The following is a 22,301-nucleotide window of genomic DNA, read 5'->3' as shown; positions in this document are numbered from 1 at the left end:
GGACTCTCCAACCTACCAACTTACCAACATACCAACCTCTTGGGTTGTTTTAAAAGCTCTGGTATGAAGTTTGCTATATTTTATCCAACCGGAGGTTAAGATGGTGCTTTGCCTGACAGAAAATTTTGAAAAGATCAATCAGATAATTGAGATTCCAGCTTCCTTCAGTTTTCAGAAAGAATTTCTGGGCAAGCCTTTTAAAATGCCTCTCGTAAAGATTGAAAATGAACATGAGGCTGAAGCAGAATAACCGGGAATTTTCATAAGTCCTGGAACTTATTTCATTTCTCGATCATCCGCAGATAGACTATATCCATGATTGAATCATATATTTTAGATGCATAGCTATCCGTGGAGATGTCTGTTACAAAATCCGAACGTACATTTTCATCCGGAAAAATCCTGTAAACCGGGAGAGTCCCGGTAGTCCATCCAAAGCGGTAACGCTTGCGGTAAAATTTCAGACTGACATTGATTTTCCCGAATGGGGGGAGGACATTGTATTCCAGTCTGATCATCGTGTCTCCATAATGAGCTTTGCCTGCTTCATTGATCTGATAAAATATATGCAGATAAGGATAAGCATTGTTCCTGCTTTCATCCTCAGTCAGCTGGAATCCTTCATCCTGAGTAAGCTTCGCCGTTTTACCGACAAGCTTTCCCGACAGTTTTTCCAGCACGTCTTCGGACTGCCTGTCTTTTACCAGATCGATCAACTCGACAAAATATCCGAATTCATTTTCAGGCCTGGGATAAACTTCATAAGTCTGCATCAGCAGATTTTCACTGGTCCAGACCAGCGGAATCGGGCTGACAGGAAGATTTTCGTTCTTTTCCCCTGCAATCATCTCTCTTTCCCCGGGAAGAGGATGCAGGATTGTAGCCTGAGATGTTGCATCAGGTTCACTGGAATCACGTGAATTGAACCCGGCAAACATGAATCCTGCGCAGCAGAGGAAAAGTAGAAAGTAAAATTTCCAGGCAGTCATTACACTCTCCTTTTTACAATATCGGAAGAATTTATCGGGACCCTTTTCTAATTTTTGACATCCTGCCGGATCCGGGTTAGGATGGGTTAATCCGAATCATGACAAGGAGAAGGAATGGAGTTGAATCAGATCGCTAAATTTATTTTCAAAGTGTTTGCGATGGCATTTTTCGCCATGATCTGTTTTTTCGTGATGGTTTTCATGTTTTCTCTTCTGTTCATCGGGGCAGGGATAGGTATCAGCTCAGGAATCAGCTCACTGAATATTCATGAAGCTGCTCCCGAAAAAACAGCCTACGAATACCTTGCCGGCAGCAGCGACAGCAAAAACCTGCTCCTGCAGATCGACGTGGAAGGCCTGATCCTGGGAAGACTCCCTGCTGGTCTGGACCTGCAATTCGAGTTTATGGGCGTGTCAGCAGGATACGATATCAAGGAAACATTGCAGGATGCAGCTCTGGACGATAATATCAAGGGAGTGATCCTCCGCCTGCAAACCCCTGGCGGCACAATTTTCGGTTCAATGGCGATCTTCGACGGGGTAAAGGAATTCCAGGAAAAAACCAAAAAACCCGTGCTGGCTTATGTGGAAGGCATGTCCGCTTCAGGAGGTTTGATGGCCATGGCCGGTTCGGATGCCATTTATGCGGATTATGGAAGCCTGGTAGGCAGCATCGGCATCCTCGGCCCTGAGATCATTTATTACAACAAACCCATGGCTACTGATGGAGGAATCATCGGCGGGGGAATCGTCACCCAGGGCGGGATCGAATCCAACCAGATCCATGCAGGCCGGGGCAAGGATTTTGGCAACCCCTTCCGCAAGGCAACCGAAGAGGAATTGAGCGTCATGCAGCAGGGCCTGGATGCCGAGTATGACAATTTCGTAGCCCATGTTGCCAGGAATCGAAAAATAGCTGAATCCGTGATCAGGGAAACAATGGGCGCTCATATTTTCGACAACAAAACAGCCAAGGAACTCGGTCTGATCGATGGCACCCTGGATTACCACTCATGCCTGGATAAACTGGCTTCCCTTTCCAAGGTCGGCTCAGACTATAAAGTGGTAATCCCCAGGGAACCCCCCTCTAAATATCTGGAGCACCTCTTCAATATCTGCTTTCCTGGAAGAATGCAAAGCAGCAAGGAAAGTTTCAGGAAGTACCTTGCTGCCACGATTTTTAAGTCCCCGCTGGCTTTTCACGGAGACTTGGAAGAAATTTCCAGGGATTATTGATCTAAGGGTGTTTATTTTAGGAAACATCAATAAATCCTGAAATCAGGGGAACTTCCTGAAATGTGTTTAATTCAAGTTACAGTTTTCAGATATTTAGACTTATGGTGCACTGGCACCGATACAGCAAACTCCTTGGTATTATTGACTTACAGCAATTAAATACCTTTTGGCACGCAAAATGTTACTATAAATTATAGAAAAATAAAACGGAGGTGCAACATGACAAGATTTTTCAGAGAGGAATCTGGACAGGGAATGGTCGAATACGGCCTGATCCTCGGCCTGATCGCCATCGTAGCTATCGCGGCTCTGACTGCTACCGGCTCTTCAATCGGTGACATTTTTGACACAATCAAGACCAAACTGAGCACAGCCAACACCGCAGTAAGCTAATCAGAAATCCCGTAAATAAAAAAGCTCCCTCAGCGGGAGCTTTTTTTTTCTCTCTTTATCCCTGCGCTTTAAGCTGGTTGTAAAGCGTTTCCATTTTAGCGGGAACAGCTGATGAACAGTCAAGATATTTCGAGAAACTGTCCTTGATCTTTTTGACCTGGGTCTGATCTGTATTACTGGTAGATAAAGCGATCCGATTGGTCTCTGACAGGGTGAATTTGGCTTTTATCAGTCCGCGCAGGGTCTGGACCGAAAGAGTGTCGATCTCGTTTTTCTTGGAGGCAAAAAACGACTCATTGGCCGCGTAAATGCTTCCATCGAGCACCACGGTCAGAGTGTGGTCGAGCAGGATGCGTAATTTTCTGAGGTTATCCGCTCCGAAGTTGTCTGTTCCGAGTATTTCCTGCATCTTCTTGTTGATTTCTGTGAGATAGATTCTGTTAAATTGCAGAGGGTAGAGCACCAGTCTGTCAAAGGCGATTGGATTGCTGTACTGCATAAATGGGGCCGCTTCCTTCCGGATTGCGGCAGCTAAAACATCGATTTTGTCGACCGCACCGCTCACCAGAGTGCAGCATTCGGAGTAAGATGATGCAGCAGCAGAGATCGACTGAGCCTCGATCGTGCTGGAAACAAATGCTCCCACAAGCTGGTTGAGCTTGGCAGTGGCGTCATTCAGAAGTTTTTCCGCTGCACCTGCAGCAGTGGTGACTTCGGCAAGAGGGACCTGTTTCTTGATCTGGGTCATGCGGGTTTTCAGATTCTGGTAAGCAATGAGCTGCTTGCCGACAGCGGCCATCAGATTGTTGATCTGCTGCTGATTGAAGTTCCCGGCTGCCAGGACGCCGGATACTTCACTGGTCTCAGAAAGCAGGCTGCAGGCTGCGATACGCAGGTCGATGCAGGAATATTTGGCGGAATAGGCTGTATCCTCGTCCAGGGCTGCCGCAAAAGAGCGGCTCCATAATAATATGAATGTCAGGATGGCGACAGTTAATTTGAGACTATTCAGATTGTACATCTGATCCCCCCTCATAAGCTTATAGATAAATTATAACCGGAATTCGGGGTTAGTAAAGGTTTTTCACTTTTCAGCGGTAAAATTCAATTTCAGACAATCCGAACTATCAGGACAGCGTCCATAAAGTCTGGATCCGGTTCACTGCATCAGAGCCATGGGTGGAGGGAAAAGTTTAGCTACCAGGAACGGCAGTATGAAACTGATGAAAAAAATTCCACCAAACAGGCAGAAGGAAAAGAGGTAAAACACAGCATTCGATTCCGGTTTCTGCAATGATTCTTCAGCCTTCTTCAGATTATCATCTTTTTCAGTTTTGGCCATTGGGTACTCCTGAGTGTTTGTCAATTAATATCACAACCTGAGCTTGATGTCAATGCAACGTCGATTTGAGATAGACCTTTGCATTTTTTGATATGCATCAATTCTGAGAGCTTGAAATTGGCTGGTAATATCTGTAACATGCATCCAATCATCGTAATCAGCCGTGAGGAAAAGTCGCAGGAAGCGGAATGAAAGTGCCTTTTTCGGATTTTCTCTCGAGTGTTAAACCTGTGCTGCTGGAACTTGTCGCTGAATTGTCCCGGGATTTTCCCTATGTTTCCATCCTGGGCACCGATTGTTCAATCAAAACATATGATGTCAGAAAAACCAGAACCAGCATCCAGGATTCATCCCTGACTGAACGTGGTTTTGTGATCAGGGCCTGTGATAACGGCCGCTATTCAGAACTTTCTTTCAACTCCCTCCCTGATGGAGATATCTGCATGTTCGCTGAAAGGATTAGGACTTCACTCAGATTTTCCATTCCACTCAAGGGTACCGGAATCAGCGAAAACATCTATCAGCCATTCACTGAAGACCCGATCCGCCGATTTTTTGCAGCTGAAGTCGGGATTCTTCCCGAATCAATGCCTGAGAGTGAAATCATTGCCCGGCTGACCGAAATCAAGGACCTGGGACTTTCCAGATCTGATCTGTTGATTGATTTTGCTGCCAATTTAAATTACGGCAGGATTTCGAAAATTTTCCTGTCCAATCAGAAGGAACTGGAACAAGCTTATGTCTGGAGCTGCGGATTTCTCCACACGATTGCCAGGAAAAGCGATAACACCAAGTGGTTTTTCAAATCTTATTCAGGACTAAAGGGTCTGGAAATTCTCTCTGAAATGAAATCCGGCATCCAGGATGCAGTTGATGGAGTAATCGAGCTTCTGAATGCGGAAAAAGTAGACCCCGGGGTTTATGATGTGATCTGTTCTCCTCCTGTTGCCGGCCTGATTGCACATGAAGCTTTCGGGCATGGAGTGGAAATGGACATGTTCGTAAAGGAACGCGCCAGATCAATGGAATTCCTCGGAAAAAAAGTGGCCTCCGAAATAGTCACAATGCATGATGGAGCCCGCAGTGCCGCTGAAGTTGCCTCATATTTTTTTGACGATGAAGGAGTGCTTGGGAATGATACAGTGGTGATTGATCATGGAATTCTTAAAACCGGGATCTCGGATCTTCTCTCTGCCCAAAAACTAGGCACAATCCCTACCGGCAACGGCCGCAGGGAGTCATTTGAACGCAAGGCATACAGCCGCATGACTAATACGATCTATGAAGGTGGCAGCGATTCCCTTGACAGGATGATTGCTTCGATCAAATCGGGCTACCTGCTGGAACATTCCCTGAGCGGCATGGAGGACCCTAAAAACTGGGGAATCCAGTGTTCATGCATTCTGGGCCGGGAAATCCGGGAAGGAAGACTTACCGGAAAAATCGTGAATCCAGTGATCATTACAGGCTTTGTGCCTGACATGCTCAGTTCCATTTCCATGATGACCGGAACTGTTGTCCTGAACGGTTCTGGTGGGGGATACTGCGGCAAAGGCTATAAAGAGAGTGTGAAAGTCTCAGCAGGAGGGCCTTATCTCAAGGCCAGAATGAGGCTCGGATGATCGACAGGATCAGAAAAATTCTGGACAGACAAAAAGGTATCAAATACCTGCTTTCAGAGTCCAGGGTGGAAAGCAGGGAATTGTTTTTCGTAAAAAAAGCTCTGGATCTGAAGAGGTGCAAAGATGTAACCCATCTGAGTGCAACTCTGTACAGGGATTTTGTGGAAAAAGGAGTTTCATACCTGGGATCTGCCACGATCGACCTTTTCCCGACCATGACTGAGGCTGAAATCAGTAAAGCTGCTGAAAGCGCGGCTTTTGCAGCGGGATTTGTCAAAAATCCGGTTTATCCTCTGGTCAAGCCCTGCACCGTCAAATCACAGATTCACCCCGATTATGATCCGGACCAGCTGTTACCCAAACTGATCCAAGGCATCTATGAACTCGACATCCATAAAGACGGAGGCATCAATTCTGCAGAACTTTTTTTGAATAAAGTGTGCAGAAGACTGGTAAATTCAGATGGCCTTGACGTTTCCCACGACCAGACTGCAGCCCAGCTGGAATTCATCGTCAGCTGGAAAGGACCTGGTGGAGAAATCGAACTGTACCGGGACCTCCACTTTTCACCCGGCCGGGTCTCCTTCATGCACAGCGAGATCGGAAAAATGCTGGATTGTGCTAAAGACAGAGCCAAAGCAAGGCCCACTCCTTCCGGTCTGAAATGCCCAGTGCTTTTTTCGGGAAAATCCGCTGCAAAACTGTTTGGCTACTACCATTATCAAGCCAGCGCAGCAGCAATCTATCAGAAAATATCCAGATTCAAAATCGGAGACCGGATTCAAGGTGAGCATGTAAACGGCGATTTAATCAATCTGAGCCTTCCCCCGTTTCTTCCTAATTCAGTGTATTCTTTACCTTATGACCAGGATGGATTCCCGCTGAAAGAGATTGAAATTTTAAGGGATGGAAATTTAATGCGACATTGGGGCTCACTGAGATACTGTCATTACCTCGGTATAGAACCAACAGGTGTGATTTACAACATGGAGGTGGCAGGAGGTAAAAACGACCTCGCCACTCTGCGTCAGGAACCACACCTTGAAGCCAGCATTTTTTCAGACTTCGAGCTGGATGAGCAGACTGGTGACTTTGGAGGGGAACTCAGGCTCGGCTGGTATTTTGACGGTAAAAACAGAATCCCTGTTTCAGGAGGGTCCATCACAGGCAATCTCCTGGAATGCCAGCAGAAGATGTATCTGTCCAGGGAAATCCAGGCCGAAAACCGCTTTCAGGGGCCGGAAGCTGTGAAAGTTTTCAACATCAGCATTTCAGGATAAACACCTGACTCCTGCTGTTTCAAAACGGTGGCAATTCCCCCTGCCTGTGCGGCACAGGCAGGTGCCTTTCCCGAAGCAGAAACTGCATAGTATTCACCCCGCCGAGCGGCTGGGAACCTCTGCCATTCCCCATTCCTTTGACTGGGCCGCCAAATCTGCTCCTGCTGTGATTCGCAGTTTTACTTCCCGCAGCTGCAATTTGTACTTCAGATGACCGGTCAAAGCACCACATCTTTCTCGAATGCTTGAAAAGGAATGATCTGACCAGAATTTTCAAGCAATTCTTCCCGTTCATGTCTGAATCCTCGTAAAGTATACCCCATCTGCTCCAGTAAGCTGTGATAAGAACCGGTTCAGCAACAACTTTCTCAGTCCCTCCTCTGCAGTCCACGATCTGATAACTGAAATGCTCATTATCCGGGTCCCAGGAATTTTCAGGCACTTCCTCCCCTTCATCATTCAGAAATTCGATGGAAATGAAGTATCCTGATCCGCCTGTTTTAATGACCTCTGTCGCATAGCTCCTGTTTGGCGCGAAGCTGTTCACAAGCCTCTCGTGCAGAACTCTTCCACCTGACCTGCAGATGCAGTCCGCAACGATTTCCACGAGATTCCTGCCTTCGATCTCCTCAGGTGACGGTAAACACTGCGGACAGTCAATGTTGTACATTTCGAAGCTGTCTCTCCCTCCGGGTGGAAGGCCCTTAGAACTCTCGTGGTAATTCCTGATCGTGACCGAAAAGGTCAGTTCAGCCGTTCCATTTTTCAAGACTTTTTTCACAATTCCAGTCCAGCCCTGCGGTTTTTTCACCATTCTGACCGTTTCCGCGGCAAGTGTCTGCATGTTTTGATTCTCTTGTCTGGAAATCGTCACTCTCGCCATGAGGGGAGCTTCATCCGAACTCGCGGCAGTCGAAAGGAAAGCAGTTGTCATCAGAATGAAACCCCACCTCATAACTCCTCCTCATTCAGCAGACCTTGTTATTCAATCCTGTATCCAGTTGAGGTTTTTACGACCTTGGCCACAAGCTGACTGGCTATCAGATCCAGTACTGATTTCACAGGCTGATCCTTGGCGCTGACTGTGATTTTCTGATCGGACAGCTCATCTGAGCATCCTACTTCGGCCCCTGAGCATCTGCTGATGATTTTCACAACACTGCCCAGCGACAGGTTCTTTAAATCCAGGGTCAGATTAAGGACAGCGGGTGCCTTACTGCTTGATGCTCCCTCTTCAGTGGCAAGCACGGCACCGAGTTCGCGAGTCTCCTCAATCAGGTAGGCCCCATCTTTTTCCACCACTCTGGCGTCGATCATCCTGGCGATCAGTTTCAACACATCCAGAGCCTGCATGTTTTTGACGCAGACAGACACTTTTACAGGCCCGAGGGTTTCGGTACAGGAAGCATTAATGCCTGTACTGCGGACAATGACATTGATGGTTTGAGACAATGACACATTCTTGAAATCCATAGTCACAAATCTGGCTTGGGCATCGTTTTGGGAACCTGCAGAAGCCATTGCGGGAGCAGAGCAGAAAAGTACCAGCGAGAGCAGCATGAGTGTGATTTTTTTCATGTGTTCCTCCGTTTTTTGTTTTACCTGATTTTATTATTGGCGTTTGTTGTAATGGAAGTTTGAAAATCCAGTAATCAATTTGTAAATTGATTTTTACAAATAGCTGATTTAAGTGTATTTTTGTTTTTAAAGAATCCAGCCCGGAGGATAACAATCATGGCTCAGGACAAATTCGCTGTACTCAACAAACTGCCCTTAAAACCTGTAGCTGAGGTTTTAAAAGTTCTGCAGGAGATCAGAGCCAGGGAAAAGAACGGTGAACCCGTCAAATCCCCTCTTATCACAATTTATCTGAAAAGCTGTCCACCTGTTTCCGGCTGGATCCTGGAGATCGGGCAGGAGATGCTGCTTCTTCATCAATCCACTGACGATCGTGGTGGTAAATGCGGAGATGCCCTGTATCTCAACTGTCCGGAAATTATCGGATTGACCGTGCATTCTGCACTCGATTACATTAACCAGTTCAGTTCTGCGGAATCTTCCAGAACCGAATCTGCCCCGCTTAAAATTGAAAAATCCGAGAAACCGTCTCATCTACAGGAAAAAAAGGAACAAACTCAACCAAAGGAACCGGAGGGAAGCAAAGATCAGCAGCATAATCAGCTCAAGGCTGAATCAAAACAAAAGGCTCAGGAATTTTCCGAAACCATTTCCAGGACATTTTCGTCCACAATTCACTTCATCCCTGAGCTGGATTCAATTCCGGCAAATACCAAAGCCTTCCAGGACCTGAATGAGCTGATGAATCGTACCTCAGGCATCCTGACAGGACTATCCCAGGATACCTTGAGCAGGATTGAGGTTTCCAGGAGGCTCAGAATCGTGGTGTTCAGCCCGGGGCTTGGACAATCCGTGGAGTTCAGGGACGGGACCCTGGCGATCAGGGTCAGTTTCGATGCTGCAGAGATTTTTCCGATGGACAAATTGCGCATTGAAATCGAAACCATGTTTTAATCGGATCTCCGGACAGCCCTTAAATTCAGCGGAGTTTGACGAAATAGATGTCTCCGTTCTGGGCGATCTGGAAATGATATGAAAAGGTGCGAAAAATCGAATTCATTTCAACATTGGTGGCGGTAACAGTAACTTCGTGCTTCAGAAAATCGCGGTCCCCATATACCGGCAGCTTCATCTGGTCTGAAAGATATCTGTACAGGTTTCCTGAAATTCTGACATTTACTTTTTTGCTCAGGTCATAGAACAGTTTCTCGTCATACTGCAGAGGATTGTAGTCGCTGAAAGAAATCGTCCTCTCCTCATCTGATTTCTTGTCCAGCAACGTGCATTCATCGGAGTTGAGTTCCAGTACTTTGAACTGGTCAGTCTCATCGCCTTCCAGAAGCAGCATCCGCATCCTTCCCTGATTGCCGGATTCAGAGACCAGTTTGAGATACATGATTCCATTTACTTCGGTTCTGGCTGCGAGAAAAATCCGGGTGCCGGAAAAAGGTTCTTCGGAAAATTTATCCAGGAAAATAAAGAAAATCACGACTGCTATAATAATCAGTTTCCGGTGCCCTTTCACATATGTCCTGACTGTGGAAACTCGTCTCTGCCGCTTTTCCGGAACAACAGGAGGTGTCAGGACTGATGCATCGTGAAAAAAATCCTTGATGTTCTGGACGATCGGGCTGACGCTTTCCGCAGCCCTAATTTCAGAAGCCAGTAATGTGGCTGAGGCATATCTTTGATTCTGCTCGCTCTGCAGGCACTTCATGATGATGTGATTCACTGTCTTGGAAATGTTCGGATTGAATGAGCGGGGTTCCTGGAAATCAGACCTTGTGATCCTGCCCACAACCGCAGCAGGCTCGGTTTCCTCGATCGGGCGATGCAGAGTGCATAGTTCGTAATAAACAACGCCCAGGCTGAAAATATCAGTTCCTGAAGTGATTTTTCCCTTACTGCCCATGAACTGTTCCGGAGCCATGTAATTCAGGGTGCCCAGGATCTGATCGATGCGGGTCAGGTCGTGTTCAACACCACTTAATGCAAGTCCGAAATCCACCAGCTTGACAGCACCGTCCCTGCAGATCAGGATGTTTGACGGTTTGATGTCCCTGTGCATGATGCCGAGTCTGTGCACTTCTGCCAGTGTGTCCGCAATTCCGGCGATCAGCGATCCGACCCTCCCTATGTACTCGGCATCTTCCAGAGGGCGGTTGAGCGGATCGCGCAGAAAATATGGGAGTTCAGCCGGCGACTCCTTCAGATAGCCCAGTTCGAGCAGTTCCTCAAGATTATGCTGAGTTCCTGAGACAAGTTTGGCCTTCTTGATGAAAGTATCCAGGGATGTGCCTTCGACATGTTCCATTACAAAGTAAGGAAAGCCCTGGTATTCTCCGAAAGCGTGAATCTGCACCACTCCCGGATGCCGGCATTGAGCGAGGAGCTTGGCTTCCCTGAGAAACCTCTCTCTGCCGACAGCATCGGAAGAGGCGTTCATAATTTTGACTGCCACAATGCGGTCAAGGGCCGGGTCATGGGCTTTATAAACAGAGCCCATACCGCCTTCGCCGATCTTCTCGAGCACAGTGCAGCCAGAAAGGATTGTCCCTTTCTCAAGAGAGATGGTACCGTTCATCAATTCAGGTTAGCAGCAGTTGATAAGTGTTGTCAAAATTCCATTACGTTCCGAACCCGGATCTATGATAAAATTATCTCATGCCATGCAGACCCGGATTTTTTGCGATAGTAATCTTCTGCTCCTTTTTCAACCCTTCACGAGTATTTGCTTTGCACGAAGTGTTGACAACTGCCGAGAACAGGATCCTTGAAATCCGGGCTGCTGAGCTTGTAGATGCTTACCAAGAGGACGTTTATGAGGCTGACATCAAATATTACAACCGGATCTTCAAGGTGCAGGGCCAGGTCTATCAGAACGCAGAATATCAATATAATAAGCCCTGCCTGATGCTCAAGGCCAGCAGCCATGGTGAAGACTGGCTCTGCTGCCTCTTCAACCGGGCTGATTACAAAAAAGTGATCGCACTCGAGCCATTCGATCAGGTGACGCTGATCGGAATCTGCATCGGAAGGTTCGACCATGTCTATCTGGATAATTGTTTCCTGTATGCGACTGTTGAAACACCAATCACGCCTCTGGAAAAAAAATACCGCAGACTCTTGCAGACTCTGGAAAAATCTTCTCTTAAAATCACAGTCCTCTCAACAGATCTTGCTCCAGATTATTCCGGCCAGGCAGAAGTTAAAGTCAGGCTGCAGAACAATTCCTATCTGCGCAGCAGCGGAGTATTCGTGAAATGCATTCTGTTCGATGAACTCTACCGGATGATCGGAAGCTCAGGCATGAGACTAAGGCCTTATGCCCTGCTGCCTGGTGAACAGATGCCATACAGCTTCAAGATAAAATGCGATTTTTCGAAATACAGATATCTGGCATTTGAACTGGACTTCAAACCATTCAGGGAGGAAGGCCTTCATTAACCTTGTCCGCTTTTCCATCATTTTCTGCTTACTGCTGGAAATTGTCCCGGGATACTCCAGGACGCCACTGAAAACATTTCCCGAGATGCTCAATCTCAAGCTTGCGCAGGCCGTGCATCTCGCTCTTCTGGAAAATGAAACTGTAATCCGGGCAGAAGTCATTCGTACAAGGTATGAATCGGAATTTCTGGGTCTGCTTGGCGACTACTCTCCGGTGTTCGAAGATCCCTCCATGTCAGGGGAAATCCTGCTCGGGGATCCCTCTTTCGATGGAACCGGCTTAAGCCTGGCCTTGCGCTGCTGGCCGGTTTACGGCACAGCCCGTGGTGGAGCAGACAAAATCCGGGGACTCGGATATTTTCTGGCAGAGCTCCACCTGGATGCAGTGCGGACACAGGTGATCCTGCAGGTTCTGGAGGATTATCTGGACTGCCTGAAAAGCCTGGAACAGACAAGAGCCAGAAAAGCAGCCTGTGATGAACTGTCAGCCCTGAAGCAGCTCTGCAACTCTACTGCCTGGCTCTCTCGAATCGACACTCTGACCGCAGGCATCACATCAATCTGCAGCGAAGAATCCTTTTCAGAGAAGCTTTACAGAGATCTTAACACCGCTGTTTCCTGGGAAATTTCCACGACCGCACTTTCGGATTTCTCCCTGCCGGGAACTCTGCGGCTCCCCGAACAATTGCTGCTTCCACAACTCGTCAGGCTCAGTTTAAAAGATTTGTTTCTCAATCCGGAGCTGCCTGAATCACGGATCTCCACACTTCTTTATGATCTGCTTGAAGATTCCAGCCTGTTTCCTGAGGCTGAGACTATGCCGTGGCTTTACATTTCATACCCTGAAGTCTCAGATTTGCTGATTTGCTGGGAGTTTATAAAAAAACCGGAACCGGAAAGCGTAGCCTGGTATGAGCTGAAGGAAGATGCAGCCTCCTTCGCCGGACGCATTCTGATGGCCAAAACCAGCCTCAGCAGAAACTGGACTGCTCTGATCAGTGCCTGGAATCATTCCCAGAGCGCTAGAAAAGAACTCGACCTTCTCCGCTTAAAAACCGACTCCGCCTGGAGCATTGCCTCCAGAATTAACAGTTACGGAAAATTTCTGGAAATGCAGGATGACCTGATCCAGGCCAGGCTCCGGCTGATAGATGATAATTACGAAACCTACCGGAACTACTATCGTTTGCTCGGATCCATGGGATTGCTCAAAGGAATGTTCAGAGAAAACTAAGCTGGTGTATTTACAGGTTTTTTCGCAGGTTCCGGCTTGGTTTCAGGTTTTGGTTCGCTTTTCTGCTCAGGTTTGGCATCCTTGCCGGATTCTGTTTTTTCGGGTCTGTTATCTTTCCAGGTTTCAGTTTTGGCATCTGTCTTGGAATCAGTCTTGGCTTCAGCCTTGACATCGTTTTTGGCTTCAGGTACCGGTGTTTTTTCGCTGCTGATCCCTTTCTTTTTATCGGTTGAAGCGTAATCATTCAGATAGAATCCACTGCCCTTAAGAACAAAGGCCATGGTGGAGACTGCCTTTTTCAAATTACCCCCGCAGTCCGGGCACTTGTCAGGTGCAGCCTCGTTCAGGCGCAGGAAAAATTCATGCAGCTTGTCGCACATCTGGCATCTGTATTCATAGATCGGCATCTGTTCGCTCCAGTATTCTGATTCCCTTTATTTTAACCGCCTTTTTCAAAAAATCAAGGTAATGATTTCCTTAATTTGCCCCTGCACAATTCTTCTTGTAAAATAAACCTATGAATTTCAACTGGCTGGAAACAGTTTTTTCATGCCCTTCTGCTCAATTCCTGAACCCTGAATACCCAAAGCAGGGTGAAGAAATCATAATTTCAATCCGCGTCAGCAGGGAAAACAGGATCAGGAAGATATTTCTACGCACTTCCCCTGAAGGGGAGGAAATCCTGCAGGAGATGCAGCCTGGGAAAGTCGACCGTTTTTTTTTGTATTATTCCATCACGACCAGGTTTTATACAGCTAAAATTTCGTATCGTTTTTTCATCATGGCTTGTGATGGCCGATTTTACCATTACAACAACCGCGGAATTCAGAGTACAACCCCACTGGATTGCTTTGACTTCAAACTGTTAACCGAACGCAGTCCGTCCTGGACAGCGGAAGCGGTTTTTTACCAGATTTTTCCGGACAGGTTTTACAACGGAAATCCAGCCAGAAATTACAGAGATAATGAATACTCATATCAGAAGAAAAAAGTAAAAGTCCGGCAATGGGGTGAAACGCCGGGATCTTTTTCCGGTGCTCTTTCAACGTATCAGTATATCGATTTTTACAACGGAGATCTTGAAGGGATCCTGACAAAGCTGGATTACCTGAATCAACTGGGCGTAAACTGCCTGTATCTGACTCCGATCTTCCTCTCCCCTTCCAATCATAAATACGACACTCAGGATTATTTTGAAATCGATCCGCATCTGGGAGACAAGAAAGTCTTTTCTGAACTTACTGCCGAACTTCGCAGGCGTGGAATGCGGATAATCCTGGACGGCGTCTTCAACCACAGTGGAATTTCCTGTTCCTGGTTCAATCAGAGTTCCGATAAATCAGGTGCCTGCAGTTCAGATCCGTCATTCCGCGAATTCTATACCTTTCTGGACAAGGATAAATATGAATGCTGGCTTGGGGTTTCCTCACTGCCCAAGCTCAATTTCAAATCAGTTCGCCTGCGAGACCTGCTTTACCGTAAATCTGATTCAGTGATGCAGTATTGGATGCGGGAACCGTTCAGCATCGATGGCTGGCGATATGACGTAGCCAACATGCTGGCGCGCCAGAAGGATTTTCAAGAATACGTCCAGGTCTGGCACGAAATCAGAATCGCCTTGAAGAGTCTTAATCCTGAATCTTATCTGATGGGAGAACATTTTTTCGACGGCACGGAACTGTTGACTGAAAACTGCCTGGACGGGCTGATGAATTATCAGGGGTTTTATTTTCCAATCTATCGCTGGCTGACTGGAAAATCAGATTTCAAGAGTGACGGCAGGGGTCAGAATCTGGAAATCACCTTCACAGGGTTGGACGCAGCAGCTCAGATGCAGGATTTTTTCTCAGCGATTCCCTGGCAGAAAGCTCTCGGGCAATACAATCTGCTTAATTCTCATGACAGACCGCGCCTGATTTCAGTGTTAGGCGGGGACCTGAACAAGTTGAAGACAGCCATCCTGGCCCTATTCACATTTCCGGGGATCCCTTCGCTGTTCTATGGGGATGAGATCGGCCTTGAAGGTTTGAGAGATCCGGACTGCAGGAGATGCATGATCTGGGAAGAGCGCGACTGGAACAGCGGACTGCTCTCACATTATAAAAAGCTCATCAAATTGCGGAAAAAATCCGGAGCTCTTCAGAGCGGAAGCTTTCAATGGCTTCATTCAGACGAAAAAAGCCTGTCTTTTTCCAGATTCAATCAGTCAGAGACGCTGGTTACTGTTTTGAGTCCGGAAAATAAAGCTGTACTGGTGCCTGTCTGGCGCTTGGGATATCTTGATGGTGAAGCCGAATCAGCACTGACGGAACAGAAATTCAAGTTCAGGGATGGTTTTCTGGAATCAACTGGTTCCGATATTTTCAGACTGCTGTAATATCTACTTATTTTCCTGCTGCATCTGTTCGTACTTCTTTTTTTCCTTTTCCATGATTTCCTGGTAATACTTCACCAGTGAAGGAGTGGCTTCGGCCTGGCCGCATTGCTGCAAGGCAAACCACTTGTTATAATCCGCTTCTGCATTTTTTACTGCTTCCTGCTGTTTTGCCAGAGCATCGCTCTGCTCTTTTTTATCGGCATCCTGTTTGTCATTGGTTTCATTGTTGTCAGGGAGAGGGCTGGGAGCGATCTGGCTGGAATCGTTCGTAGAGTCGTCGCTCTGACTGGAAGAACTGTCAGTGGAAGATGTATCCGTGGAGGATGCATCGGCACTCTGCGCCTTGGCATCTTTCTGCTGCTGCTCGATTGCCTCAATCTGTTTCAACAACGAGGCTGCCTGCTGATATTCAGCTCCGGATTCCTGCTTGATCATCACTAGATATTCTTTGGCTTTGTCGAATTTACCGTAAGTAAAATAACCCTGGCCGATCTTGAAGGAATTGCCTTCCTTGAGCAGTTTGGAAATATGATAGTCTGACAGCCCGTAGTCCTTCATGCCCAGGATTGCCTTGTCCTTTCCCAGAGCAGCCAGATAAGACTCTAGTGCCTTGTCCATGTCGCCGACGCGGAACAGTTCCACTGCCTTCTGATACAAGGCCTGAGCCTGATCGACCTCAGCTGAGGCACATGAAATCAGACAGAGTAATGATAATAATGCGATTATTTTCATGAACAACCTCCACTGAAACACTATCTGAGTTATACTCTCAAACCCGGAAATTGTCAAGTCAGTGAACCTGGCGCAGCACGTCTCTATTTCTTCCGCTTGTAAAGCCCCACCAGTTCTCCCTGAGCGAGTATATGGCCGTTCATCAGGCTCTCCAGGCCGCTCTTGGTCAGGCCTGGTTTGTCCGGCAGTAATATGTCAAGTGCATACAGTTTAAAAAAATAGTGGTGAGTGCCTGCAGGAGGACAGGGGCCGCAATAACCGGTTTTTTTGAAGTCTGAGAGTCCCTGCAGCGTGCCGTCAGGCAGTTTTTCAGTCTGCAGGATTTTTTCCGGGAGGCCGGTTGCTGTTGGCGGGATATTGTAGACCACCCAATGCACCCAGGTACCCATCGGAGAATCAGGATCGTCTGAAATCAGGGCCAGGCTTTTAGCTCCCTTGGGAACTTCGGACCAGGTGAGCGGGGGAGAGATGTTTTCGCCGTCGCTGGTGTACTTGGAAGGGATCGCCTTGCTTTCTTCAAACACAGGGCTTTTCAGAGTTAATTTCTGCATTTCCACTTCCCCTGATGATACGGGATCAGTTGAACTCACCTCCTGCGAAACAGCAGGGGAAGGAGAAATTTTGATCGTTTCGGACGTCTGAGGTATAGAATTCTCCCCCTTGCAGCCTGTAGCCAGAAAAATAAAAATTAAGCTCAATAGAATTGACTTCACTAACCCTCCTTTTGCATATTATATAATATCCGAATCCATCATTAATTTGTAGTTCCGGAATTCATTTTATGAAGTCCTGTGTTCTTGACCCTGAAAAAAACCGCCTTGAACTCTTCCCTCTCCTGCAGTAAGATGACGGCAATCGCTAAATCGAGGTACCTATGAGCGGAAAAACCGGCACTTTGACCAGGACAGCCCTGGCACTGGCCCTGGTGACTGCAATCCAGATGCTGCACATCCCCAAGGCCGTCTCTGGTGCCCTTGTCAACAGCATCCTGGTGCTGGTCTATCTGTTTGTCGGGTTGCGGGCTTCTCTCTGGCTCGCTTTTCTCAGTCCGCTGCTCGCTCTCTTTACCCAGCACCTTCCGCCGATGATGTCTCCTCTGCTCCCATTCATTGCTCTGGGAAACTGCCTGCTGATTCTCACATATCACCAGTGCAGAAAATTTCACTCTGCAGTGCGGCTGATGGTCCCTGCTGCAGTCAAGGCACTGGCGATCATCGCAGGAGGAGCGCTGGTTTCTAACCTTATCTCATTGTCGCGCCCCTTGCAGGCTATGCTTTCAGCCATCCTTGGCCTGCAGTTTTTCACGGCTGTGGCCGGAGTGTTCTGCGCTGAATACGCAGTGCAGAAAATCCGGAAAAGATAATTCTTAAACAATCAGGTTCAGGATCTTACCCTTGACAAAAATTACTTTTTTTATCACCTTATCGCCGATCTGCTTGCTGATCGCCTGATCTTTCCTGGCAAGCTCCACAGCTTCCGCCTCAGTGCAGTCAAGCTTGATTTTAATGCTGCCGCGAAGTTTTCCGAGCACCTGCACCCCGATCTCGATCTCATCCACAACCAGGTATTTCCGGTCATAAAGGGGCCATTTCTGATGCAGAGGGTTACCTGAGCCGAAGATTCTTTCCCAGAGTTCGCAGGAGAAATGCGGGGCAAAGGGCGCGATCAGGATCAGGATGTCCCTGGCAGTGTCTCTGCTGACAGGCTCGCTGGAACTGTTGATGAAATTGGTGAATTCCATGAAAGCTGAAATCGTGGTGTTGAACTTGAAGCTCTCCATGCGGTCCGTAGCCTTGAAAATCAACTGATGCCTGGCTTTCAGGATTTCAGGCCCGTCTTCAACGGCAAATGCGTTTTCCTCCTGCAGCCTGACCAGCAGGTCCCAGGTCTTGGAAAGAAACCGGAAAATACCGATAATGCCTGAATCCGACCATTCACTGTCCGCATCCGGCGGACCGATGAAAAGTTCGTACAAACGGATCGAATCTGTGCCGTATTTTTCCACCAGATCGTCCGGATTCACTACATTGCCCCGCGACTTTGACATTTTTTCCAGGCGGCCGGATTTGTCTGAGACCTTGCAGACCATGCCCTGGTTGAACAGGCGCTGGAAAGGCTCGTCAAATCCGATCGCCTTGATGTCGTATAAAAACTTGATGTAAAAGCGGGCATACAGCAGATGCAGCACAGCGTGCTCAATTCCACCCACATACTGATCGACCGGATGCCATTTGTTCACAATAGCGGGATCAGCGATGCCGTCTTTGTAATCAGGGCTGAGATAGCGCAGGAAATACCAGCATGAACCTGCCCATTGGGGCATGGTGATGGTTTCGCGTTTGGCCGCTCCGCCGCAACACGGGCATTTCACATTGACCCATTCTGTGATGGCTGCAAGCGGAGAATCACCGGTTCCGGTAGGCTCGTATTTTTCCACCTCAGGCAGGCGCAATGGAAGTTCTGTTTCAGGCACTGCCACTTCCCCGCATTTTCCGCAGAGCACGATCGGGATCGGCTCTCCCCAGTAGCGCTGACGCGAGAAGATCCAGTCCCTGAGCTTGTAATTGACCTGTGATCTGCCAAGTCCGGCCGCTTCCAGCTCGGCGATGATCTTTTTCCTGCCTTCATCGCTGTTCATGCCTGTATATTTTCCGCTGTTGATCATTTTACCGACATCGCAGAAAGCTTCCAGCAGCTTCCCGGAATTGTCCTTTTTTGCCAGTTTGCTGTCTATGACTTCAATGATCCTGAGCCCGAATTTGGTGGCGAATTCGAAATCGCGCCCGTCATGGGCCGGAACAGCCATGATCGCGCCTGTGCCATAGCTCATCATCACATAATCGGAGATCCAGACCGGAATTTTTTCGTGGTTCATGGGGTTGACGGCAAAAGATCCGGTAAAAACTCCAGTCTTGTCCTTGTCCAGCGAGATTCGCTGCAGGTCGGATTTTTTGCGGGCCGCATCCTGATATTTCTCTATAGCATTTTTATTTTCGTCGGTCGTGATTTCAGCCACCAGAGGATGTTCCGGAGCCAGCACCATGTATGTGGCGCCGAAAAGCGTGTCAGGCCTGGTTGTGAAAATCTGCAGGTCTGTCTCTTTTCCGGTCCTGGAAGAGATGAGCTTGAACTTCACTTCAGCGCCTTCGCTCCTGCCGATCCAGTTCCTCTGCAGGAGCTTGACCTTTTCCGGCCAGTCCACTTTGTCCAGATCTGCGATCAGCCGGTCTGCATAAGCAGTGATCCTGAGCATCCACTGCATCATGTCCTTGCGCTCCACTTCCGCTTCGCAGCGGTCGCAGCAGCCGTTGACCACTTCCTCGTTGGCTAAGCCAGTCTTGCAGGACGGGCACCAGTTAATCGGGACCATCTTCCGATAGGCCAGACCCTGCTTGAACATCTGCACGAAGATCCACTGCGTCCATTTGTAATAATCAGGGTCAGTGGTGTTGATCTCCTTGGTCCAGTCGTACATGGAGCCCATTTCCCGGAGCTGGCGCTTCATGTTGGCGATATTGAGCTCAACGTTAATGCGCGGGTGTATCTTCTTCTTGATGGCGTCGTTCTCAGCCGGCAGTCCGAAGGCGTCCCAGCCCATGGGGTGAAGCACGTTGTAACCCTGGATCTTCTTGTATCTGCTCAGGACGTCTGAAAGCACGTAGCCCCGCCAGTGGCCGACATGCAGGCCGAGGCCGGAGGGATAAGGGAACATGTCTAAACAGTAATATTTCTTGTCTGTCTTGGTAGTATCGCAGTAATGGTCGCGGTTCTGCTCCCAGCGCTCCCGCCATTTCTTCTCGTATGCCGAAGGGTTGAATCTCTCTCTGTCTGCCATGGCTCTCTCCTTTTGCTCAGAAAATCCAGGAATATGATATCAACTGACGGCTAATAATCAAGTGGGCAAACGACCGGGGCAGACAGGAACAGATTAAGTCAGGCCTGTTCCAGTATAAAAAGCAAGTCTGATAACGGTATTTTTCCCTATGGCAGCGGTTGAACCTGGGCTGTCCGATTGCGATGGTTTGATTTCTTTTTTTTGATGTATTTACCGTTGATATAGGCAAAGAACTTCCCGGCATCCAGGTCTTTCGTTTCTTTGTATGTTTTTTCCTTCATCTGCCAAACCACTGTCTGCATAATGGATACGTTAGATTCATTCTTTTTCATAGATAACCTCCATGGGGTTTAGCAGAAAAAGTTCCTTCAGAAACCCTTCCTTGGCATTAATGGAATTTACCTGAATCTGCTTGTTGATATTGGCAAGGTGGCGGAAATTCCAGCTCAACAGGATATCAAAATTATAATACACGCAAATCGCAATATGGAAAGCATCATCGAATTTGCGCTCAGGTATGATTTTTTCCCTGACGTATTTTTTCGCAAGACTATATACGGCTGTCTGATCTTCTTCCGCGATTTTGATGACTTTGATTTTATAATCAGTGATAACGTCCAACAAATTGCTTTTCAAAGCCAGGCCCCGCCCTATTTTTTCCTTTTTGGAAACAGTAAGTCGCTTATCCGTATTTCCCGTATCTCATCATCTTTTTGCAAATCTTTTTCATTTGCATCATTCTGAATTTTCTCTGATTGATTTTCACCAACATTTTCTATACCTTCATCCGGTGGCGTATGTTCATCTGTGTCCCTCTCTGGCAGGTCAAGAAAGTTGATCAGACGAAGAAAAATCCCAACGATCAAACTGATAAAAAACGTTACGATTAAATAAAAGGCTGCATAAAAATAGGCGAAAACACTAAGAACTCTGTCTTCTGCAGATCCTACCCCGGGGCTTGAAAATAAAATATTGCCCAAAATAATTATCATGAAAACTACACCGACATTTTTAAAGGCATAAGAAATCAGAGGACTAGCCTTGGTGCCATCAGTTAAGGACTTCAGGAATGTAAGTGTTGTATAGTCACACAGCACAAAAAAGAATAAGAGAATTATAAAATAAGCCAGATAGGCCTTACCAATAAGTGCAATGGATAAAAAGAAAATCAGAATCCCAATCTGGAAAATAAGGAAAAGTATAATCAGGTATGACATTTTTTTCAGTGGAGCAGTGAACATTTTCTTTACGAAATTTAGCAGTTCAACCTCTATAAAAATCTTAACCAGAATCCAAAAGAGCAATGCCAGCACTAAAATTAAAACAAACACCATAGAAACCCTGAATATCGTGGAAACTGCATCCAAACGGCCGGGTGCTCCTTTGCTTACCAGATACTTAATAACCTCAGGGCATTGTGAAGGATAGAATCTTCCGTGACTAGTTCGATCATGCAGCGCGTTAATTATCGTTTCTTTATTGTTGTTGACTGCTTTGAGATCAGCGCCTGCCTCTACCAGTACTTTTACGCAATCCAACACTGCAGGATATTTTTTTTCATTTGTGCAATAAAACAAAACTGTTTCCCCTCTATCATCTCTTGCATTTACATCAGCGCCATGCGCCATTAATAATCTGAAAGTTTCAGGGTCAAAAAAATTAGCCCTGACTATGTCATACCAATTAAAAAAGTTGGGATTTGCATCAGCTCCATATTCTAGCAGCAATTTTACCGATTCTCTGTTTTTACTACTGATCGCTATATTCAAAGGTGTCTTCCTGCATCCAGGAATATTGGGGCCATTCGGATTAACACCTGCATCCAGAATTGCCTTAAGTTCAGCGATGCAGTTATTTTTGACCGCATTTTCCAGTCGTTCAGCCCATTTGTCTGGCGGGTCGGAATTGATGCTGCGGACTGACAGAACCTCAGGACTGGAAGTCTGTTCATCTCCATAATACTCAAAGCCTTCTAAGACATCTTTTGGCATGTGGCTAAAAAGTAACCGATACTCAAAGAATTCAGGGAGGTTTTTAAATTGTCTGTCAAGACTATCAAGGTAATATTCTTTTGAAGTATGATCCCCTAATTTGTCATACCAAATTCTCGATAAAATCCCCGGAAGTGGTGTAAAAAAAGCAGTCTGAAAATATAATAGCCATCGGAAACTCCAAAATTTCCACGACCAAGTTTCAATAAAGGAGCAAACCGATGGCCAAAAAAACTATAGCGTTG

General features: G+C 47.1%; 23 protein-coding genes. 10 read left to right on the top strand and 13 right to left on the bottom strand.

The window, feature by feature from the left end:
• Positions 1 to 100 precede the first annotated feature (100 nt).
• Positions 101 to 250, top strand: coding sequence for a hypothetical protein (locus PHW04_16960; GenBank protein MDD2717581.1), 150 nt, complete (start codon positions 101 to 103; stop codon positions 248 to 250).
• 31 nt (positions 251 to 281) lie between these two features.
• Here PHW04_16960 and PHW04_16955 read toward each other — a convergent pair whose 3' ends face one another.
• Positions 282 to 989, bottom strand: a complete 708-nt coding sequence (locus PHW04_16955; protein MDD2717580.1) for a hypothetical protein — start codon at positions 987 to 989, stop codon at positions 282 to 284.
• Positions 990 to 1,103: 114 nt separating this feature from the next.
• Between PHW04_16955 and PHW04_16950 the strand changes: the two genes are divergently transcribed.
• Positions 1,104 to 2,225 (top strand): S49 family peptidase, encoded by a 1,122-nt coding sequence (locus tag PHW04_16950; protein ID MDD2717579.1) that lies wholly within the window; start codon positions 1,104 to 1,106, stop codon positions 2,223 to 2,225.
• Between the two features lie 219 nt (positions 2,226 to 2,444).
• Positions 2,445 to 2,618 carry a Flp family type IVb pilin gene (locus PHW04_16945; protein ID MDD2717578.1) on the top strand — a complete coding sequence of 58 codons (174 nt, stop codon included), beginning with the start codon at positions 2,445 to 2,447 and terminating at the stop codon, positions 2,616 to 2,618.
• A gap of 55 nt (positions 2,619 to 2,673) precedes the next feature.
• Here PHW04_16945 and PHW04_16940 read toward each other — a convergent pair whose 3' ends face one another.
• On the bottom strand, positions 2,674 to 3,639 hold the full coding sequence (locus PHW04_16940) for a hypothetical protein (GenBank protein MDD2717577.1): 966 nt from the start codon (positions 3,637 to 3,639) through the stop codon (positions 2,674 to 2,676).
• A gap of 138 nt (positions 3,640 to 3,777) precedes the next feature.
• Positions 3,778 to 3,960, bottom strand: coding sequence for a hypothetical protein (locus PHW04_16935; GenBank protein ID MDD2717576.1), 183 nt, complete (start codon positions 3,958 to 3,960; stop codon positions 3,778 to 3,780).
• Between the two features lie 188 nt (positions 3,961 to 4,148).
• Between PHW04_16935 and PHW04_16930 the strand changes: the two genes are divergently transcribed.
• Positions 4,149 to 5,582, top strand: a complete 1,434-nt coding sequence (locus tag PHW04_16930) for a TldD/PmbA family protein (GenBank protein MDD2717575.1) — start codon at positions 4,149 to 4,151, stop codon at positions 5,580 to 5,582.
• A complete protein-coding gene (locus PHW04_16925) occupies positions 5,579 to 6,862 on the top strand; it encodes a metallopeptidase TldD-related protein (protein MDD2717574.1) in 1,284 nt (427 codons plus the stop codon). Before PHW04_16930 ends, PHW04_16925 begins: the two co-directional genes overlap by 4 nt.
• Before the next feature lie 19 nt (positions 6,863 to 6,881).
• Here PHW04_16925 and PHW04_16920 read toward each other — a convergent pair whose 3' ends face one another.
• Positions 6,882 to 7,817, bottom strand: coding sequence for a hypothetical protein (locus PHW04_16920; GenBank protein ID MDD2717573.1), 936 nt, complete (start codon positions 7,815 to 7,817; stop codon positions 6,882 to 6,884).
• A gap of 26 nt (positions 7,818 to 7,843) precedes the next feature.
• On the bottom strand, positions 7,844 to 8,440 hold the full coding sequence (locus PHW04_16915) for a hypothetical protein (protein MDD2717572.1): 597 nt from the start codon (positions 8,438 to 8,440) through the stop codon (positions 7,844 to 7,846).
• Positions 8,441 to 8,596: 156 nt separating this feature from the next.
• Between PHW04_16915 and PHW04_16910 the strand changes: the two genes are divergently transcribed.
• Positions 8,597 to 9,394 carry a hypothetical protein gene (locus PHW04_16910; GenBank protein MDD2717571.1) on the top strand — a complete coding sequence of 266 codons (798 nt, stop codon included), beginning with the start codon at positions 8,597 to 8,599 and terminating at the stop codon, positions 9,392 to 9,394.
• Between the two features lie 25 nt (positions 9,395 to 9,419).
• On the opposite strand, the gene PHW04_16905 is transcribed toward PHW04_16910, so the two are convergent.
• Complete coding sequence (locus tag PHW04_16905; GenBank protein ID MDD2717570.1) at positions 9,420 to 11,024, bottom strand: serine/threonine-protein kinase; 1,605 nt, start codon at positions 11,022 to 11,024, stop codon at positions 9,420 to 9,422.
• Between the two features lie 80 nt (positions 11,025 to 11,104).
• Between PHW04_16905 and PHW04_16900 the strand changes: the two genes are divergently transcribed.
• Positions 11,105 to 11,887, top strand: coding sequence for a hypothetical protein (locus tag PHW04_16900; GenBank protein MDD2717569.1), 783 nt, complete (start codon positions 11,105 to 11,107; stop codon positions 11,885 to 11,887).
• Positions 11,844 to 13,121 (top strand): hypothetical protein, encoded by a 1,278-nt coding sequence (locus PHW04_16895; protein MDD2717568.1) that lies wholly within the window; start codon positions 11,844 to 11,846, stop codon positions 13,119 to 13,121. Before PHW04_16900 ends, PHW04_16895 begins: the two co-directional genes overlap by 44 nt.
• Here PHW04_16895 and PHW04_16890 read toward each other — a convergent pair.
• The gene (locus PHW04_16890; protein ID MDD2717567.1) at positions 13,118 to 13,528 is read right to left on the bottom strand and encodes a zinc ribbon domain-containing protein; all 411 of its coding nucleotides are present in this window, start codon (positions 13,526 to 13,528) and stop codon (positions 13,118 to 13,120) included. The genes PHW04_16895 and PHW04_16890 overlap by 4 nt on opposite strands.
• A 110-nt stretch (positions 13,529 to 13,638) precedes the next feature.
• On the opposite strand from PHW04_16890, the gene PHW04_16885 reads away from it, so the two are divergent.
• The gene (locus tag PHW04_16885) at positions 13,639 to 15,498 is read left to right on the top strand and encodes an alpha-amylase family glycosyl hydrolase (GenBank protein ID MDD2717566.1); all 1,860 of its coding nucleotides are present in this window, start codon (positions 13,639 to 13,641) and stop codon (positions 15,496 to 15,498) included.
• A gap of 3 nt (positions 15,499 to 15,501) precedes the next feature.
• On the opposite strand, the gene PHW04_16880 is transcribed toward PHW04_16885, so the two are convergent.
• A complete protein-coding gene (locus tag PHW04_16880) occupies positions 15,502 to 16,230 on the bottom strand; it encodes a hypothetical protein (GenBank protein ID MDD2717565.1) in 729 nt (242 codons plus the stop codon).
• An 83-nt stretch (positions 16,231 to 16,313) separates the two neighbouring features.
• Entirely contained in the window at positions 16,314 to 16,781 is a 468-nt protein-coding gene (locus tag PHW04_16875; protein MDD2717564.1) for a YbhB/YbcL family Raf kinase inhibitor-like protein, read from the bottom strand.
• Positions 16,782 to 17,104: 323 nt separating this feature from the next.
• On the opposite strand from PHW04_16875, the gene PHW04_16870 reads away from it, so the two are divergent.
• Positions 17,105 to 17,593, top strand: a complete 489-nt coding sequence (locus PHW04_16870) for a hypothetical protein (GenBank protein ID MDD2717563.1) — start codon at positions 17,105 to 17,107, stop codon at positions 17,591 to 17,593.
• A 3-nt stretch (positions 17,594 to 17,596) separates the two neighbouring features.
• Here PHW04_16870 and leuS read toward each other — a convergent pair whose 3' ends face one another.
• From leuS to PHW04_16850, 4 genes are all read right to left on the bottom strand, one after another.
• Positions 17,597 to 20,065, bottom strand: coding sequence for a leucine--tRNA ligase (gene leuS / locus PHW04_16865; GenBank protein ID MDD2717562.1), 2,469 nt, complete (start codon positions 20,063 to 20,065; stop codon positions 17,597 to 17,599).
• 146 nt (positions 20,066 to 20,211) lie between these two features.
• On the bottom strand, positions 20,212 to 20,397 hold the full coding sequence (locus tag PHW04_16860) for a hypothetical protein (GenBank protein MDD2717561.1): 186 nt from the start codon (positions 20,395 to 20,397) through the stop codon (positions 20,212 to 20,214).
• Positions 20,384 to 20,701: a hypothetical protein gene (locus PHW04_16855; GenBank protein ID MDD2717560.1), complete on the bottom strand. Its 318-nt coding sequence runs from the start codon at positions 20,699 to 20,701 to the stop codon at positions 20,384 to 20,386. Before PHW04_16855 ends, PHW04_16860 begins: the two co-directional genes overlap by 14 nt.
• A gap of 14 nt (positions 20,702 to 20,715) precedes the next feature.
• Positions 20,716 to 22,056 (bottom strand): hypothetical protein, encoded by a 1,341-nt coding sequence (locus PHW04_16850; GenBank protein MDD2717559.1) that lies wholly within the window; start codon positions 22,054 to 22,056, stop codon positions 20,716 to 20,718.
• Positions 22,057 to 22,301 lie beyond the last annotated feature (245 nt).

Source organism: Candidatus Wallbacteria bacterium, assembly GCA_028687545.1.
Taxonomy (GTDB): Bacteria; Muiribacteriota; JAQTZZ01; order JAQTZZ01; family JAQTZZ01; genus JAQTZZ01.
The sequence above is the reverse complement of the archived record's forward strand: the minus strand, read 5'-3'. Positions and strand labels throughout refer to the sequence as shown.

Excerpts from the sequence above, each read along its gene's own strand:
- PHW04_16960 (MDD2717581.1), top strand. The coding sequence starts at position 101 with ATGGTGCTTTGCCTGACAGAAAATTTTGAAAAGATCAATCAGATAATT.
- PHW04_16955 (MDD2717580.1), bottom strand. The coding sequence starts at position 989 with ATGACTGCCTGGAAATTTTACTTTCTACTTTTCCTCTGCTGCGCAGGA.
- PHW04_16950 (MDD2717579.1), top strand. The coding sequence starts at position 1,104 with ATGGAGTTGAATCAGATCGCTAAATTTATTTTCAAAGTGTTTGCGATG.
- PHW04_16945 (MDD2717578.1), top strand. The coding sequence starts at position 2,445 with ATGACAAGATTTTTCAGAGAGGAATCTGGACAGGGAATGGTCGAATAC.
- PHW04_16940 (MDD2717577.1), bottom strand. The coding sequence starts at position 3,639 with ATGTACAATCTGAATAGTCTCAAATTAACTGTCGCCATCCTGACATTC.
- PHW04_16935 (MDD2717576.1), bottom strand. The coding sequence starts at position 3,960 with ATGGCCAAAACTGAAAAAGATGATAATCTGAAGAAGGCTGAAGAATCA.
- PHW04_16930 (MDD2717575.1), top strand. The coding sequence starts at position 4,149 with ATGAAAGTGCCTTTTTCGGATTTTCTCTCGAGTGTTAAACCTGTGCTG.
- PHW04_16925 (MDD2717574.1), top strand. The coding sequence starts at position 5,579 with ATGATCGACAGGATCAGAAAAATTCTGGACAGACAAAAAGGTATCAAA.
- PHW04_16920 (MDD2717573.1), bottom strand. The coding sequence starts at position 7,817 with ATGAGGTGGGGTTTCATTCTGATGACAACTGCTTTCCTTTCGACTGCC.
- PHW04_16915 (MDD2717572.1), bottom strand. The coding sequence starts at position 8,440 with ATGAAAAAAATCACACTCATGCTGCTCTCGCTGGTACTTTTCTGCTCT.
- PHW04_16910 (MDD2717571.1), top strand. The coding sequence starts at position 8,597 with ATGGCTCAGGACAAATTCGCTGTACTCAACAAACTGCCCTTAAAACCT.
- PHW04_16905 (MDD2717570.1), bottom strand. The coding sequence starts at position 11,024 with ATGAACGGTACCATCTCTCTTGAGAAAGGGACAATCCTTTCTGGCTGC.
- PHW04_16900 (MDD2717569.1), top strand. The coding sequence starts at position 11,105 with ATGCCATGCAGACCCGGATTTTTTGCGATAGTAATCTTCTGCTCCTTT.
- PHW04_16890 (MDD2717567.1), bottom strand. The coding sequence starts at position 13,528 with ATGCCGATCTATGAATACAGATGCCAGATGTGCGACAAGCTGCATGAA.
- PHW04_16885 (MDD2717566.1), top strand. The coding sequence starts at position 13,639 with ATGAATTTCAACTGGCTGGAAACAGTTTTTTCATGCCCTTCTGCTCAA.
- PHW04_16880 (MDD2717565.1), bottom strand. The coding sequence starts at position 16,230 with ATGAAAATAATCGCATTATTATCATTACTCTGTCTGATTTCATGTGCC.
- PHW04_16875 (MDD2717564.1), bottom strand. The coding sequence starts at position 16,781 with ATGCAGAAATTAACTCTGAAAAGCCCTGTGTTTGAAGAAAGCAAGGCG.
- PHW04_16870 (MDD2717563.1), top strand. The coding sequence starts at position 17,105 with ATGAGCGGAAAAACCGGCACTTTGACCAGGACAGCCCTGGCACTGGCC.
- leuS (MDD2717562.1), bottom strand. The coding sequence starts at position 20,065 with ATGGCAGACAGAGAGAGATTCAACCCTTCGGCATACGAGAAGAAATGG.
- PHW04_16860 (MDD2717561.1), bottom strand. The coding sequence starts at position 20,397 with ATGAAAAAGAATGAATCTAACGTATCCATTATGCAGACAGTGGTTTGG.
- PHW04_16850 (MDD2717559.1), bottom strand. The coding sequence starts at position 22,056 with ATGCCAAAAGATGTCTTAGAAGGCTTTGAGTATTATGGAGATGAACAG.